The organism is Streptomyces sp. L500 (assembly GCF_054551825.1).
This window is the reverse complement of record NZ_JBTOLC010000009.1, coordinates 43,058-57,492: the sequence shown is the minus strand read 5'-3', so window position 1 is coordinate 57,492 and position 14,435 is coordinate 43,058. Positions and strand designations below refer to the sequence as shown.

Below are 14,435 nucleotides of genomic sequence, written 5' to 3'. Positions count from 1 at the left end.
CACGACGGGCGGTGCCGCACCCCGGCACCGCCCCCGCCCTGGACCACGAAAGGCATGCACCGCAGTGATCTCCGACGCGCGCGTACCGCTTGAGCACCAGCGGCCGTACGGGACGGCGTACGAGCAGATGCTGGAGAAGGTCCGCTACCAAGGCGCCTACCCCACCCGCGAGCGGGCCGATGAAGCCGTCCGTCTGGTTCTCGCCGGGCTGGGGCGCCAGCTCACCGGCGACGAACGCGTCGAGCTGGCCGGCTGCCTGCCCCTGGAAGCCGCACGCGTGCTGACCACGCAGATCCCCGACACCCGACAGCTGACCGGCTGGGCCTTCGTCAAGGACCTCGCCGCCCGCACCGGGGCCTCGCTGGCCACCACCCGCTGGGACACCGGCTCCGTCTTCTCCGCCGTCGCCGCCCATGCCGGCTCCGACCTGATCACCCGCATCCTCCACCGGCTCCCCAGCGGCTACGCCCTGCTGTTCGGCCGCGCCGAACTACCCAGGCCGCGTAGCCGGACGGACCTCGCTACGACGAGCCCCGGACCCGGGCGATGAGCAGGGCGACGTCGTCCTGGTCGTTGTCCTCGCGTAGCTCGGTGAGCAGCAGGTCGCACATGGCCTCCAGGTCGAGCCGGTGCCGGTCGAGGAGGTCGACGAGGACCGCGAGGCGGGTGTCGATGGCCTCGTCGCGGGTCTCCACCAGCCCGTCGGTGTAGAGGACGAGCTGGTCGCCGGGGGCGAGCTCCACGCCGACGCTCTCGAAGGGGACGCCGCCCACGCCCAGCGGCGCGCCCGTGGGGAGGTCCAGCAGGACGGGCCGGAGCCCGGGCCGCATCAGGACCGGGGGCAGATGGCCGGCGTTGGCGACGCGGCAGCACGCCTCCTGGTGGTCGTAGACGGCGTAGACGCAGGTGGCGATGGTCTGGTCGAGACCACTGGCGGTGCGGTCGAGGTGGTGGAGCACCCGGCCGGGGTCGAGGCCGAGGCCGGAGAGGGTGCGGGCGGCGGTGCGCAGCTGGCCCATGGCCGCGGCGGCGTTGATGCCGCTGCCCATGACGTCCCCCACGACGAGGGCACTGCGGTCGCCCTCCTGCGGGATGACGTCGAACCAGTCGCCGCCGACCTGGACGGCCACCCCGGCGGGCTGGTAGCGGTAGGCGACCTCCAGGCCGACGAGGTTCTGGGGCCGCTGGGGCAGCAGGTTCCGCTGGAGGGTGAGGACGGTGGCGCGTTCACGCTGGTACCAGCGGGCGTTGTCGATGCAGACGGCCGCGCGGGCGGCGAGCTCGCCGGCGAGGACGACGTCGTCCTCGCCGAAGGGCTCGGGGTTGGTGATCCGCTTGAGGTCCAGGGCGCCGAGCACCTCGCCCCGGGCGATCAGCGGTACGACCAGGTAGGAGTGGAGCCCGGCGCGACCGAGGAGCTCGGCGGACGGGGCGTCGCGGGCGATCCGGGACAGGTCCCCGGGCGCCACGCGGCTCAGCCGGACGGGCCGGGCGGTGTTCACGCACTGGGCGACCAGGCGGTCGGGGTCGTACTTGGCGATCTCCCCGGGCGGGTCGGCGGCCCGTACGGCGTCGGTGATGGCGTCGGTGACCGGGCCCTCGCCGTCGCCGCCACCGGCCGAGGCGACGGCGAGGGCCCGGAAGACGGCGGCCCGTTCGTCCGGCGGGGTGACGTGGCCGTGGAGGGCGGTGTCGAGGATGTCGACGGCCGCCACGTCGGCCAGGTCGGGGACGACGACCCCGGCCAGTTCCCGGGCGGTCTGGTCGAGGTCGAGCGTGGTGCCGATGAGCACGGACGCGTCGGCGATCAGGGCCAGTCTGCGGCGGGCCTCGGTGGCCGTCCGGTGCCGGTCGGTGATGTCGACGTCCGAGGTGGCCAGCCCCATCGGCCGGCCGGCGGGGTCCTCCAGCCGGTAGCAGGAGACGAGCCGGGCCCGCTCCCCGGCGGCGGCGTCGGCGGTGGGACCCACGGTGAAGTGGTCCACCAGGGGGACGCCGGTGGCCAGCACCCGGCGCATGGCCCGTTCCACCGCCTCGACCTCGCGGTCGGGCAGGAAGGGCAGCGCCTCGCGCACGTGCCGGCCCACGTAGGCCCGGGCGGGCAGGCCGTGGATGCGTTCCAGGGCCGGGTTGACCATGACGTACCGGAGCCCGGTGTCGAGGATCGCGAGCCCGATCGGGGACTGGGCCACGAGCCGCAGCGACAGGGCCAGATCCCGTTCGACGTCCCGCAGGATCTCCTGGTCGGTGGCCATGCCGAGGGCGTAGACCCGGCCGTCCTTGTCCTCCAGCCGCATGTTGCGGAATTCGAGGAGCCGGGTGGTGCCGTCCTTGTGCCGGGCGGGGAAGACCCCGGCCCAGCTGCCGCCGCCGCCCACGACCTTGGCGAACAGGCGCAGGACCTCGTCGAGGTTCTCCTCGTCGACCAGGAGCTGGGCGGCGTACCGCCCGAGGGCCTCGGCGGCGGTCCAGCCGAAGAGCTCCTCGGCCTGCGGGCTCCACAGGACGATCCGGCCGTCCTGGTCGAGGACCACCGCGGCGACGCTCAGCACGTCCAGCAGGCTGCCGGGCGCGTAGGGGGTGCCCCTGGCCCGGCCCGGGTCCGGCCGGAACGCGTCGGTCGTACCCATCCGAGGTCCTCCTTCCGCCCGCTCGGGGTGGTGCGGCGGCCTCGCCCGGGTGTGCGCCCGGCCCCTGTCCCGGTCCTCCTACGTCTCGCCGTCACGCCGCAGCGTCTTCCATGTTCTCCCCGAACCCGCCCACCGCGCAGCCCACGGCCACGCGGCCGGAGGTCAGCGGAGGGGCGCGGCTCCGGGCAGCGGGAGGGTGAACCAGATCGTCTTGCCGCCGCCGGAGGTGTGATGGCCCCACTCGGCGGCCAGCTGCTCGACGAGCCACATGCCGCGCCCGTTCTCGCTGTCCGGGCCGGCCTCGGCGCACAGCGGCAGCCGGCCGCCGCCGTCGGTGACCTGCACGACCAGCTGGGCGGGGGTGCGGCTGAGGGCGAGCCGGACCTCTCCGGCGCCCCCGGGCACGTGCACGATGGCGTTGGTGACCAGCTCTGAGAGGAGCAGGACGGCGTCGTCGGCGAGCTCGTCGAGGCCCCACTCGGCCAGCAGGCCCCGGGAGAAGCGGCGGGCGGCCGCGACGGAGCGGGGCGAGGCGGGCAGGGAGACCGCCCCGGAGGGCGGCGGTCCCGGGCGCGTCCGGCGGGCCGCCCCGAGGGCCGGCGGGCTGTGCACGCACCAGGGGACGCCGTGGCCCCGCTCGCCCAGGACTCCCCAGGGGCGGGTCGTCCACGCGGCGATCGGCTCGTGGGCACTGGGAATGGCGTCTGCCGTATGCGAGGGACTCAGGGTGTCGCGTCGGAATGCAGGCATCTGGCTCTGGCTCTGGGACGTTCGAGGGAGCGCGAGGGCGCCGGGCGGGGGATTCCCCCAACATTCGCCCCGTTTCCGCCACAGGTCTATACCCTTTGAGTTACCACCTTCGCACGGAGTGCGATAACCGCAGGTCGTAGTGGGTGTCCGGGGTGCAAAGTCGATGTGAGCGAGAACACGACGCCTCGGGCACGTCGACCGCCGGGGCCCGCGTGGCACGGGACCCGGCGGGGCGTCCCGTCAGGATCTGGCCGGGCACTCCTTCCACGCCAGGTGGTAGATGGTCTTGAGACTGCCGTCCGTGGAGTCCATGGTCATGAAGCTGGTGGTCTTGGTGGGGTCGGAGGTGCCCGCGTTGACCCGCAGCTCGGTGTTGATGTTGAAGTTCCGCAGCTCACCGCAGGGCGCCCAGACCAGCGCGGCGATGGGCACGGAGTCGGTGGACTGCCAGTTGTCCTCGTAGGAGCCCTTGAAGGTGTGGCTGCTCGGGGTGGTGACGGGCGAGCCCTGGAAGTAGTACGACGCCTTCTCGGTGCCCGAGGCGCCGGACTCGAGCTTGGCGTAGCCGCGGTAGTCGGCGGCGGCGATCGCGTAGGTGAAGCCCTGGGGGACGTGGACGTTCAGGTTGAGCTGGCAGTTCTTGCGGAAGTCGGTGGGCTTGGAGCCGACGCCCACCTGGGCGAGGTAGTCGCTGTAGGTCACGGTGAAGGCGGTGTTGTCGGGCGAGACCGCGACGGCGGCGGTCCCGGCCGGACATCCCGATCCGTTGACCGTGGCGACCTCGATCACGATCTTGTCCGGCGGCGGGTTGGTGATGACGGAGGGGTTGTGCGTGGACAGCGGGGCCGCGAGGAGGGTCGCGACGGCACCCGCGGTGAGAAGACCGGTGGGCATGGCGCTCCAATCGGTGGGGCGGCGGGAGTGACGACTGACTCATGTGCCGGTGACTCATGTGCCGGACGGCCGGGAGGGCGGGCGGCGGTGCGGGTCGCGACACTCGCGACACGACCCAAGAAAGCCATGCGCATGACAATCCAGCCCTCTTCCGGGGCCCGTAGGACCGGGAGCGTTCGCATCGTAGGCGGCGGGAAGGGGGTTGGCCAGACTCTCCGCCCGCGCCCGGCGGCGGCCCCCGCGACGCCTCCGCCGGGGTGAATTCCCCGGATCTGGCCGAAAGTTGTCGTCAACCGCGTATCCCCTGGTCACCGGGCGGGAACCGGTCCCGCCCGGTTGTCGTGCGCGGGCCTTTGCGCCAGACTGGTCTTTTAGTCAGGGCTAAAGGTGGCATGCTGCACCCAAGGAACGCCCGGAAGACAGCTGGTGGGGGGACGACATGGCCTGGCGCAGGAGCGGTCACGAAGGCGGACACGGCGCGGCGCCGGCGGGAGCCCGGCTCGCCCGGCAGACGACGGCCTCGCTGGCCGGCCTCCTCGCCGAACGGGACATGACCCGCAAGGAGCTGGCCGAGCAGCTCGGCGTCTCACCGGGCCGGGTCAGTCAGATCCTCTCGGGCGACGAGAACCTCACCCTCCGCTCGCTGGCCGCCGTAGCCGAATCCCTCGACGCCACCGTCGAGATCACCTTCCGGGACGCCTCCGGCGCCCCCACGCACCACCCGGCGGACGACACCGCCGCTTCCGGCCGTCTGGAGACGGCCCCCGCCTCTCCCCTGGCCACCCGCTCGCGGCATCGCTGACCCGACGGTCGGGGCATCGGCGCGATCAGGGCATCAGCGCCGGGAGACGCCCCGCGGGTCCGTGTCCGGCGCGCCGGGCCCGCCGCCCAGGGCCTCGTCCATGCCCGGGGGGACCAGATAGCGCTCCTTGATGCCGAGGATCTTCACCCCGTCGCTGCGCTTGCCGTGGGTGTGCGCGAGCTCCAGCAGATGCCGCAGATACTGCTCGGCCTCCCCGAACGCCCGCTTGACCTGGCGGAGCTCATCGGGCTCGGGCAGCCGGTCCTGGAGCCGGGCGGCCTTCTTGACCTTCGTCTCCACGGTGATCCATTTCTGTGCCGCGGCCCGCACCTCCTTGTGCCGCTCGTTGATCTCGCGTTTGGCCAGCGCCCGGGCCCGGCTCGTACGGCCCTGGACGTCGACCCGCAGCAGCAGGTGGGACCTGATGTCGTCAGCGTAGTAGTCGAGGTGCCAGCAGTCCCGGAAGCCCTCGGCCATCCGCTCGCACCAGTCGGCCCGGTCCGCCCGCAGGCGCAAGGCCAGTTGGTGGAGCAGCAGGGAGTTGCCGAGGGTGAGGACGGCCATGGCGGGGCCGCCGCCGTTGCGCTCGCCGCCCCGGCCCCGGGGGCTCACGCCCCAGCCCGTGGCGACGCCCACGGCCATCGGGGGCACGCTGGGGGTCAGCGGCAGCAGGACTCCACTGGCCAGGGCGGCCATTCCGGAGGTCCACAGCACGACGCACAGTGCCAGCGCCGAGGAGCGCGCCGTCCCCAGCAGCCTGCCGTCCTCCCGGAAGCGGAAGACCAGGCAGATCCAGGTGACGGGCGCGCAGACGACGGCGGGCAGGACCCACTCGGAGATGACGGACGCCTGGTCCAGTGCCACATCGGCTCCCGGTCTTCGAACTCGAGGGGGGCGGCCGCGCCTTCGTGACACCTGCACACCTGCGCCGAGAAGCACGGGCGGCGGCGCCGGACCGAGCGCTTGTCCCACTCGGCTCGACAGTTTTCACTCAGCGCGCACCGCGACGACCCGATGATGTTCCCACCACGCCCGTTACGGCGTGCGATGATCCGGTCAACCTCTGGGGGCGACCGAACGATTCACGCCATTTCGGCCCGGCGGACGCCGTCGGGCCGGGACCGGAGCGGGTGCCCGGCCCGGCGGCGTCCGGCCGACCGGAGGGTCAGCCGCGGACCTTGGCGACGACGGCCGCGACCAGGGCGGTCAGGGCGGCGCGCAGCTCCTCGTCGACGGGCAGGCCGTCCTCGCCGAGGGCGGTGTGGGCCTTGGCCACGCACAGCTCGTCGCCGACGACGTCGCTGCCGCAGGCGGTCAGCACCTTGCGCAGCTCGGCCTGGGCGAACTTGGCACCGTAGCCGCTGGGGCTGGCGCCGATGACGGCGGCGGTCTTGCCGTGGAGCGCGCTGGCCTGGTAGGGGCGGGAGGCCCAGTCGAGGGCGTTCTTCAGCTGGCCGGGCAGGGAGGAGTTGTACTCGGGGGTGGCGAACAGCAGCGCGTCGGCGGCGAGCATGGCCTCGCGCATGGCGCGCACACCGGCGCCCGGCGCGGCCTCGTCGTCCTCGTTGAAGGGCTCGACGGCGGCGAGGCCGTCCCACAGCTCCAGCTTCACCTCGGCGCCCGCCAGTTCGCCGGCCGCGCGCAGGATGGCGGCGTTGACGGAGGCGGTACGGGTGCTTCCGGATATCGCGAGGACGCGGACGGGCTCGGTGGTGATGGCGGTCATGTAAACAAGTTCTCCTGAAGTGACAAAAACGCCGCCTGGACGACGGCTTGACGTACTGAGGATCTGTCAACCAGGGAACGTAGCACCCGCACGGCCGCGGCCCGCCTCGGATGGGCCGTGACCTGCTCCGCAACGGCCGCGACGACCGGGAGGAATGCGGTGAAGTGCCATGAATGGGACGGTCCGGCGGGTGCGCCGTGAGCCGGGGCGCGCCATGAGCCGGGAGGTGCTCTTCCGGCAGGCCCCGCGCCCGTATCGCACCCTGGCCTACGGCACCCACCGGGACCAGGTCGTCGATCTGTGGCCCGCGCCCCGGGACGGCGCCCCCCTGGTGCTGATCGTCCACGGCGGCTTCTGGCGGGCCGCGTACGACCGCCGGCACGTCCGTCCCATGGCCAACGCCCTGGCCGCGGCGGGGTACGCGGTCGCCGCGGCCGAGTACCGGCGCACCGGGACGCCCGGCGGGGGCTGGCCGGGCACGTTCGACGACATCGCGGCGGTGGCGGACGCGATGCCCGGGCTGGCCGCGCGCCTCGGCGCGGATCCGCGCCGGCAGGTCTGGGTCGGGCACTCGGCGGGCGGCCATCTCGCGCTGTGGGCGGCGTCGCGGCATCGGTTGCCGCGGGGCTCGCCGTGGCACGCCGCACGCCCGGAGGCGGCCGTGCTCTGCCTGGCGGGCTGCGCCTCGCCGACCCTGGCGGCGCTGTGGGACCTCGACGAGGGCGCGGCCCGGGCACTGCTCGGCGGGACGCCCGAGGGCGTACCGGAACGTTACGCCGCCGCCGATCCGGGCTGGCTGCTGCCCACCGGGGTGCGGGTGACGCTGGTGCACGGCACGGCGGACGAACAGATTCCGGTGGCGATGAGCCGGACGTTCACCGCCCGGGCCCGGCGGCTGGGGGATCCGGTGTCGCTGGTCGAACTGCCGGGCGTGGAGCACTTCGCGCTGATCGACCCGCGCTCGGCCGCCTGGCCGGAGGTCCTCGCGGCACTGGCGGGGCTGGCGGAGCCGGCGCGATAGGGCGCCGTCAGTGCGGCTGTCCCTCCTCCAGCGGCGGGTTCTCGGCCAGCCAGTCGAGGTAGTGGGGGCTGCGGCGCACGGCGGTGGCGTAGACGCGGTCGGCGCGGGCGGCGATGGCGGGGGCGTGCGCGCTGAGCGCGCCCTGCCGGTGCCACAGCAGCAGGTGGCGGATCCGTAGCGGGGTGCCCGCCAGGGGGCGCGGGACGATGCCCGGGGTGGCGCGGAAGGTGGCCTGGCCCAGGCCCACCGCCTGGCCGTCGGCGATGAGTTCGCGGGCCGCCCCGGCCTCGGCGTCGTGCCGGACCTTGGGGGTGAAGCCCGCGCGGGCGCAGGCGGCGGTGAAGGAGTCGAACAGGCCGTTGCCCTGACTGGCCGGAAGGGTCCACTCCGCTTCGGCCAGCTCCGCCAGCCGCAGCTCCGGCCGGGCGGCCAGGGGGTGGACCTGGGGCAGCAGGACGAAGGCCGGTTCGGTGGCGACGGTCGCCGAGCCCAGGCCGGGTGGCAGCTCGGAGGACGGCCGGACGTACTCGGCCACGGCGGCCAGGTCCTGCTGGCCGCTGACCACGAGGTCGGCGGCGGTGGCGAGGTTGGGCTCGGTGCGCAGGGTGGGCAGGGCCCCGGGGAAGAGCTCCTGGAGCTCGCGCACCAGACCCACCGCGAGCGGGCCGGGCGTGGCCACGTACCGCAGGGGCCGGCGGCCCTCGGTGGAGCCGGCGTGGAGCGCGGACTCGCGCTGGATCGCCTCGATGGACGGCAGCACCGAACGCGCCCTGGCGAGCACGAACTCACCCAGCGCGGTGGGCGCGGCGCCCTGCCTGGACCGCGCGAACAGGGCGCCGCCCAGGACCCGTTCGATCCGCCGGATCTGGGCGGTGAGGGAGGGCTGGGAGACACCGAGCGCGGCGGCCGCGCGGGTGATGCTGCCGGCGTCGGCTATCGCGCAGACCACCTTGAGGTGGCGCACTTCGAGGTCCATAACCCGCATCTTATGGCGCGGGAACGTGCCCCCTTCCAGGTCTCCCGCCCGGGCCGCGAGGCCCGCACAGCTCACCTAGAAAACGTCATGGGAGAAGAAACTATGACGGCACGTGGAACGAGAGCACAAGATCGAGTGCCCGGAGGCAGGCTGCTCGAAGAAGGGGCAGTGGCACTTGAAGCAGCGAGTGCTCCCGTCGCCGCCACCATCGTCCCCCGGCAGTTGCAGGCGGGCCTTCTCGTGCACCTCTCGAAGACGCGCCTCGGCCTCGTCCAGCTCGGCGAAGATCTCAGAATCGGCAGGCATTGACATCACGCCTTTCCCTTGCCTTTCCACCCTCGCACCGCTGGACCGCTGACGCATCTCCTTTCATAACCCCTGCCCTATGCCCGAATGTGATTACTTGAAAGTTCTAGCTCTTGCCAGGATGGGTGACCTCGCACCCGCACCGAACACGGATCCGTGGATCCGTACATCCTGGGAGGACACCGATGGCCGACAGGGGCGACGACGCGCTCATCGCGCGCCGAGTCATGGAGCTGGTCCTGCGTCATCAGCGCAAGGGGCAGCGGACGGGCGGCTGCGCGCGGACCCCCTGTCCCGACTGCCGGGACGCCCATCTCGCCCGCGTCACCCGGTACGTCGAGGCCGGCGAGCCGGTGCGGTTCGTGCTGCCGGCCTTTCCCGGCAAGTCCCCCAACACCGCCAAGGTGCTCGGGACGCTGCCCGACATGGCGGAGCGGCTGGCGCTGGGCTTCCTCGCCGGGCTGACCGCGCGGATCCGCGCGGTGTACGCGCCGGGGGCCGAGATCCTCATCTGCTCCGACGGCCGGGTCTTCAGTGACGCGGTCGGCATCCCGGACGCCCACATCACCGGCTACCAGCGGGAGATGCAGCGACTCATCGACGCGCTTCCGGAGCCGAGCGGCATCGGCCTGTTCAACCTGGAGGACGTCCCCGAGTTCGCCGGGCTCGGCCACGACCGGATGCGAGAGCTCCTCGCCGAGCGGTACGCCGAGCCCCTCGACTCGCTCCGGGAGCGGGTGCGGGCGGGCGAGGAGGTCGCGCTCTACCGGGCCATGACGCGCTTCCTGTTCGAGGACGCCGACACCCCCGGCCGCACCGGCAGCAGGGCCGCCCTCCAGCGCGACGCCCGCAACCGCGCGTACACCGTGATGCAGCGCAGCAAGGCATGGGGCGACCTGCTCGCCGAGCGGTTCCCCGGAGCCGTGCGGCTGTCCATCCACCCGCAGCCCTGCGGCGCGGAGAAGCTCGGCATCCACCTCGTGGACACCCCGGACAACTGGCTGACGCCCTGGCACAGCGTGGCGCTGGACACCGGCGGCGGCCGGTACGTCCTGGTCAAGCGGAGCGAGGCCGAGGAGCGGGGCGCCGAGCCGGTCCTGGTGGACGGCCGCCCGAGCCACTACGCGCAGCCCGCGCCCGTCACCGCCGCCAGGCCCGTCACCGCCGCCGCGCCCGCCCCAGCGGCCTCCGCCGCCTGACCGGGCACCCCACCCCCGTATCCACCGAAGGGCCCGTCATGACCAGCACTCCCCACGCCACCGACCGCCTCTCCGGTCACCCCGTCACCGCGCTGGAGCCGTTCGGGGTCCGCGTCGACGCCGCCTCGCCCGGCGCCGATGTCACCGACCTGTCGATAGCCGGGCTGCGTGAGCTGACCCTCCGTCACCACCTGGTGGTGCTGCGCGGGTTCGACGCCTTCGAGGACGCCGGGGCGCTCACCGGGTGGAGCGCCCGCTGGGGCGAGATCGGCATGTGGCCCTACGGGCCCGTGCTGGAACTCGTCGAGCACGACGAGCCCGACGACCACATCTTCGACCACCGCTACGTACCGCTCCACTGGGACGGCATGTACCGCGAGCAGATCGCCGAGTTCCAGATCTTCCAGTGCGTCTCCGCACCCGGCGAGGGCGACGGCGGCCGGACCACGTTCTCGCAGACCGAGGCCGTGCTCCGCGACGCCGCCCCGGAGCACCGGGAGCTGTGGGAGCGGGTCACCGGCCGCTACCGCCGGGCGGCCGCGGAGTACGCGGGCGAGTGCGTCTCGCCGGTCGTCACCACGCGCCCCGGCGGCCGTGCGGTGATCCGCTACAACGAGCCGGTCCCGGCGGGCGAGGTCTTCCTCAACCACCCGGACCTGGAGTTCACCGGCGTGCCCGGGGAGCTCCTGCCCGAGTTCCACCGCACGCTGCAGGCGGCCCTCCACGACCCGCGCCACCTGTACGCGCACGCCTGGCGGGACGGGGACGTGGTCGTCGCCGACAACTACACGCTGCTGCACGGCCGGGAGGCCTTCACCAGCCGCTCGCCGCGCCATCTGCGGCGCGTCCACGTGCTCGGCACCCCGCCGCTGGAGAACACGGCGCTGGTGTACGGGTAGTGCTCAGGTCAGCGGCAGTTCGGCCCAGATGACCTTGCCCTCGGGGGTGTAGCGGGTGCCCCAGCGCTCGGCGAGCTGGGCGACGAGGAACAGGCCGCGGCCGCCCTCGTCCTCCGCCGCCGCGTACCGCAGGTGCGGGGCCGTGCTGCTGGTGTCGGACACCTCGCAGATCAGGGCCCGCTCGCGCAGCAGCCGTACCCGGATGGGGCCGGAGGCGTGCCGGATGGCGTTGGTGATCAGCTCGCTGAGGATCAGCTCCGTGGTGAACAGCGCCTCCTCCAGCCCCCACTCCTCCAGCTGCCGGGTGACGTCGGAGCGGGCGCGGCCCACGACGGCCGGGTCGGCGGGCAGCTCCCACTCGGCCGACTGCCCGGGCTCCAGGATCCGGGTGCGCGCGGCGAGGAGGGCGATGTCGTCGGTCTGCTCGGCGGGCAGCAGCGCCTCCAGGACGGCCTCGCAGGTCTGCTGGGGCGTGCGGCCGGGCCGGGCCAGGGTGTGGGCGAGGATGGTCAGGCCGGCGTCGAAGTCGCGGCGGCGGTCCTCGACGAGGCCGTCGGTGTAGAGCACCAGGCTGCTGCCCTCGGGCAGGGTCAGCTCCATGGCCTCGAAGGGCATGCCTCCGACCCCGAGCGGCGGCCCGGCGGGGAGCTCGGGGAAGGTGACGTCGCCCTCGGGGCCGACCACGGCCGGCAGGGGGTGGCCCGCGCGGGCCAGGGAGCAGGTGCCGGAGGTGGGGTCGTAGATGGCGTACAGGCAGGTGGCACCCGCGATCGCGGCCTCCCCGCCGGCCTCCGCCGCCTCGGCCGCCTCCTGGTCGATGCGGGCGACCAGCTCGTCGAGGTGCCCGAGGAGCTCGTCCGGGGGCAGGTCGAGGGAGGAGAAGTTCTGCACGGCCGTGCGCAGCCGCCCCATGGTGGCGGCTGCGTGGAGTCCGTGGCCGACCACGTCGCCCACGACGAGGGCCACCCTGGCGCCGGGCAGCGGGATGACGTCGAACCAGTCGCCGCCCACGCCGGCCTGGGCGGGCAGATAGCGGTAGGCGATGTCGAGGGCGCCCTGCTCGGGGACGCCGCGCGGCAGCAGGCTGTGCTGGAGGGTGACGGCCATCGCGTGCTCGCGGGTGAAGCGGCGGGCGTTGTCGATGCACACGGCCGCACGGGCGGCCAGCTCCTCGGCCAGGGACAGGTCCTCCTCCTCGAAGGGCTCGCTGCCCTCGGCGCGCCAGAAGTTCACGATGCCCATCAGCACGCCGCGCGCCTTCAGCGGCACGGTGATCAGCGAGTGGAAGCCGTAGTCCAGGATCTGCTGGGTCCGCGCGGGGTCCTGGGTGCGCCAGCCCACGGATTCCGAGAGGTCCGCCACGAGCACGGGGCGCCCGCTCATGAAGCCCTGGGCCTGCGGGGTGGGCGCCGCGAACCGGTGGACCTCGCCCGCCCCGTACAGGGGGTGGTCGTCCCGGACGCCGCTGAGCGCGACCCGGCGCAGCTCCGGGGCGCCGGCCGTCGAGGGGCGGGGCTCCTCGCCGTGGAGGACGGGCTCGGCGAGATCGATGGTGGCGTAGTCGGAGAAGCGCGGGGAGGCCACCTGGGTGAGCTCGTCGGCGGTGGTCCGCACGTCCAGGGTCGTGCCGATGGCCACGCTCGCGTCGTAGAGCAGCCGCAGCCGCTCACGGGCGACCTCGGCCTTGCCGGCGAGCGCGCGCAGCTCCGTGGAGTCACGCAGCGTGGCGACGCTGCCGGGCGGGCCGCCCCCGCGGTCGGTGGGCCGGTTGTTGACGGCCAGCAGCCGCTCCCCGACGGGGATCACCTCGTCGGTGGCGACCCGGCGGGAGACCAGCAGTTCCGCCATCCGGGGGTCGAGGCCGAGGCCGTCTACGGCCCGGCCCTCGACGTCCTCGGGCAGGCCGAGGAGACGGCGGGCCTCGTCATTGGCGAGCATGACCCGGCCGTCCCCGCCGACGATGACCACGCCCTCGCGCACGGCGTGGAGCACGGCGTCGTGGTGCTCGTACATCCGGGTCATCTCGGCCGGGCCCAGGCCATGGGTCTGGCGTCGCAGCCGTCTGCTCACCAGCCAGGTACCGCCCGTGGCCAGCAGCAGCGCGATGGCACCGGCGACCAGCACCACGGGCAGCAGCCGGTCGGCGGCACTGCTCACACGGCTGACCTTCATCCCGGACGCCACCATGCCGACGACCCGGCCCCGGTCGGTCACCGGGACGACGACCTGGAGCTCCTCTCCGAGGGGGCCGTTGACCTCCTCGACGGTGACGTGGCCCTGGAGGGAGGGCCCGATGGTGCCGACGAACTTCTTCCCGATGAGCCGGGGGTCGGGGTGGGAATAGCGGATGCCCTGCCGGTTCATGACCACGATGAAGTCGACGCCGCCCTCGCGGCGGGCGTCCTCGGCCAGCGGCTGGAGCACGGCGGCCGGGTCGGGGCCACGCAGCGTGGACACCATGCCGGGGCCGTGGGCGAATGCCTCGGCGGCGGCGAGCGAGCGGTCGCGCGCCGCCTGGAATCTGTCACTCCGCGCCTGGAGCAGCAGGGTGACCGCCGCGGCCACGACGAGCAGCACGACGATCAGCACCTGCAGCACGAACATCTGTCCGGCGACGCTGCGGGTGCTCGCCACGGCGAACCAGCGGCCCGAGGGCCTCCAGGAGCGGCCCTGGCTTCGGGCCATACCCCATGTCTACCCTGCCGCCCCCCGCCGCGCGAACGGTACGCGGCCACGCCGGGCGCCCACCGGCCACGTACCGGCCGGTCCGGAGGCGGTCAGGCGCGCCCCGGCGCGTGTCGGGAAGCGCCGAGCGTCGTTGACCGTATTGGGCCCAATCGCCCTCCTGTCCCGCAATCGAGACCAAGGATCCGTGATGCGCCTCATCCGCACCGCAGTGGCCGCCCTCGCCGGCCTCCTCCTCGCCGTCGCGCTGCCCGGCAGCACGGCGTTCGCCGCGAACGGCCAGTTCCTCTGGGTGGGCCCGAAGGGGAAGGCCTACTCCATCCAGAACCCGCCGGACAACAAGTGCTACGACATGGGCCAGGAGGCCCGCGCCGCCCGGAACGAGACGAAGTCGCCGCTCGTCGTCTACTCCAAGAAGAAGTGCAAGGGGGACGCGACCCGGATCGCCCCGGGGCAGCAGGCGCCGCAGGGCGTCGGCTTCCAGAGCGTGATCTTCAACCCGCGCTGAGCCGACGCCGATGTAGCAGCCGACGTGGAAACGGCGTGA

14 protein-coding genes are annotated in these 14,435 nt (G+C 73.5%); 7 read left to right on the top strand and 7 right to left on the bottom strand.

Going from position 1 to position 14,435, the window contains the following annotated elements:
* Nucleotides 1–64 precede the first annotated feature (64 nt).
* Nucleotides 65–550, top strand: a complete 486-nt coding sequence (locus ACX9I7_RS11755) for a DUF2267 domain-containing protein (protein WP_387567685.1) — start codon at nt 65–67, stop codon at nt 548–550.
* Here ACX9I7_RS11755 and ACX9I7_RS11750 read toward each other — a convergent pair.
* The 3 genes from ACX9I7_RS11750 to ACX9I7_RS11740 all read right to left on the bottom strand — a co-directional run bounded on the left by ACX9I7_RS11750 (nt 522) and on the right by ACX9I7_RS11740 (nt 4,274).
* Complete coding sequence (locus ACX9I7_RS11750; protein ID WP_459387266.1) at nt 522–2,630, bottom strand: SpoIIE family protein phosphatase; 2,109 nt, start codon at nt 2,628–2,630, stop codon at nt 522–524. The genes ACX9I7_RS11755 and ACX9I7_RS11750 overlap by 29 nt on opposite strands.
* A gap of 162 nt (nt 2,631–2,792) precedes the next feature.
* A complete protein-coding gene (locus tag ACX9I7_RS11745; protein WP_387567681.1) occupies nt 2,793–3,380 on the bottom strand; it encodes an ATP-binding protein in 588 nt (195 codons plus the stop codon).
* A 240-nt stretch (nt 3,381–3,620) separates the two neighbouring features.
* Nucleotides 3,621–4,274, bottom strand: coding sequence for a DUF4360 domain-containing protein (locus tag ACX9I7_RS11740; RefSeq protein ID WP_387567679.1), 654 nt, complete (start codon nt 4,272–4,274; stop codon nt 3,621–3,623).
* Nucleotides 4,275–4,713: 439 nt separating this feature from the next.
* Between ACX9I7_RS11740 and ACX9I7_RS11735 the strand changes: the two genes are divergently transcribed.
* Nucleotides 4,714–5,076, top strand: a complete 363-nt coding sequence (locus ACX9I7_RS11735; protein WP_387567677.1) for a helix-turn-helix domain-containing protein — start codon at nt 4,714–4,716, stop codon at nt 5,074–5,076.
* 33 nt (nt 5,077–5,109) lie between these two features.
* On the opposite strand, the gene ACX9I7_RS11730 is transcribed toward ACX9I7_RS11735, so the two are convergent.
* Nucleotides 5,110–5,940: a hypothetical protein gene (locus tag ACX9I7_RS11730; RefSeq protein WP_459387265.1), complete on the bottom strand. Its 831-nt coding sequence runs from the start codon at nt 5,938–5,940 to the stop codon at nt 5,110–5,112.
* 301 nt (nt 5,941–6,241) lie between these two features.
* Nucleotides 6,242–6,802 carry an NADPH-dependent FMN reductase gene (locus ACX9I7_RS11725; RefSeq protein ID WP_358215017.1) on the bottom strand — a complete coding sequence of 187 codons (561 nt, stop codon included), beginning with the start codon at nt 6,800–6,802 and terminating at the stop codon, nt 6,242–6,244.
* Nucleotides 6,803–6,971: 169 nt separating this feature from the next.
* Between ACX9I7_RS11725 and ACX9I7_RS11720 the strand changes: the two genes are divergently transcribed.
* Nucleotides 6,972–7,823 (top strand): alpha/beta hydrolase, encoded by an 852-nt coding sequence (locus tag ACX9I7_RS11720; protein ID WP_387567672.1) that lies wholly within the window; start codon nt 6,972–6,974, stop codon nt 7,821–7,823.
* A gap of 7 nt (nt 7,824–7,830) precedes the next feature.
* On the opposite strand, the gene ACX9I7_RS11715 is transcribed toward ACX9I7_RS11720, so the two are convergent.
* Nucleotides 7,831–8,799: a LysR family transcriptional regulator gene (locus ACX9I7_RS11715; RefSeq protein ID WP_387567670.1), complete on the bottom strand. Its 969-nt coding sequence runs from the start codon at nt 8,797–8,799 to the stop codon at nt 7,831–7,833.
* 168 nt (nt 8,800–8,967) lie between these two features.
* Here ACX9I7_RS11715 and ACX9I7_RS11710 point away from each other — a divergent pair, with 168 nt between their 5' ends.
* The 3 genes from ACX9I7_RS11710 (at nt 8,968) to ACX9I7_RS11700 (ending at nt 11,203) form a co-directional block, all read left to right on the top strand.
* Complete coding sequence (locus ACX9I7_RS11710) at nt 8,968–9,108, top strand: hypothetical protein (protein ID WP_358624821.1); 141 nt, start codon at nt 8,968–8,970, stop codon at nt 9,106–9,108.
* Between the two features lie 182 nt (nt 9,109–9,290).
* Nucleotides 9,291–10,304, top strand: a complete 1,014-nt coding sequence (locus tag ACX9I7_RS11705) for an L-tyrosine/L-tryptophan isonitrile synthase family protein (RefSeq protein WP_387567668.1) — start codon at nt 9,291–9,293, stop codon at nt 10,302–10,304.
* A gap of 38 nt (nt 10,305–10,342) precedes the next feature.
* A complete protein-coding gene (locus ACX9I7_RS11700; RefSeq protein WP_459387264.1) occupies nt 10,343–11,203 on the top strand; it encodes a TauD/TfdA dioxygenase family protein in 861 nt (286 codons plus the stop codon).
* Nucleotides 11,204–11,206: 3 nt separating this feature from the next.
* Here the strand turns inward: ACX9I7_RS11700 and ACX9I7_RS11695 are convergent, their stop codons facing one another.
* Entirely contained in the window at nt 11,207–13,888 is a 2,682-nt protein-coding gene (locus tag ACX9I7_RS11695; RefSeq protein ID WP_387567664.1) for a SpoIIE family protein phosphatase, read from the bottom strand.
* A 190-nt stretch (nt 13,889–14,078) separates the two neighbouring features.
* Here ACX9I7_RS11695 and ACX9I7_RS11690 point away from each other — a divergent pair, with 190 nt between their 5' ends.
* The gene (locus tag ACX9I7_RS11690) at nt 14,079–14,396 is read left to right on the top strand and encodes a hypothetical protein (protein ID WP_189448138.1); all 318 of its coding nucleotides are present in this window, start codon (nt 14,079–14,081) and stop codon (nt 14,394–14,396) included.
* The last annotated feature ends 39 nt before the right edge of the window (nt 14,397–14,435 follow it).

What these genes read in the sequence shown, in the direction of transcription:
- ACX9I7_RS11750 (WP_459387266.1), bottom strand. Translation starts at nt 2,630, where the DNA reads ATGGGTACGACCGACGCGTTCCGGCCGGACCCGGGCCGGGCCAGGGGC.
- ACX9I7_RS11745 (WP_387567681.1), bottom strand. Translation starts at nt 3,380, where the DNA reads ATGCCTGCATTCCGACGCGACACCCTGAGTCCCTCGCATACGGCAGAC.
- ACX9I7_RS11740 (WP_387567679.1), bottom strand. Translation starts at nt 4,274, where the DNA reads ATGCCCACCGGTCTTCTCACCGCGGGTGCCGTCGCGACCCTCCTCGCG.
- ACX9I7_RS11735 (WP_387567677.1), top strand. Translation starts at nt 4,714, where the DNA reads ATGGCCTGGCGCAGGAGCGGTCACGAAGGCGGACACGGCGCGGCGCCG.
- ACX9I7_RS11725 (WP_358215017.1), bottom strand. Translation starts at nt 6,802, where the DNA reads ATGACCGCCATCACCACCGAGCCCGTCCGCGTCCTCGCGATATCCGGA.
- ACX9I7_RS11720 (WP_387567672.1), top strand. Translation starts at nt 6,972, where the DNA reads ATGAATGGGACGGTCCGGCGGGTGCGCCGTGAGCCGGGGCGCGCCATG.
- ACX9I7_RS11715 (WP_387567670.1), bottom strand. Translation starts at nt 8,799, where the DNA reads ATGGACCTCGAAGTGCGCCACCTCAAGGTGGTCTGCGCGATAGCCGAC.
- ACX9I7_RS11705 (WP_387567668.1), top strand. Translation starts at nt 9,291, where the DNA reads ATGGCCGACAGGGGCGACGACGCGCTCATCGCGCGCCGAGTCATGGAG.
- ACX9I7_RS11700 (WP_459387264.1), top strand. Translation starts at nt 10,343, where the DNA reads ATGACCAGCACTCCCCACGCCACCGACCGCCTCTCCGGTCACCCCGTC.
- ACX9I7_RS11695 (WP_387567664.1), bottom strand. Translation starts at nt 13,888, where the DNA reads ATGGCCCGAAGCCAGGGCCGCTCCTGGAGGCCCTCGGGCCGCTGGTTC.
- ACX9I7_RS11690 (WP_189448138.1), top strand. Translation starts at nt 14,079, where the DNA reads ATGCGCCTCATCCGCACCGCAGTGGCCGCCCTCGCCGGCCTCCTCCTC.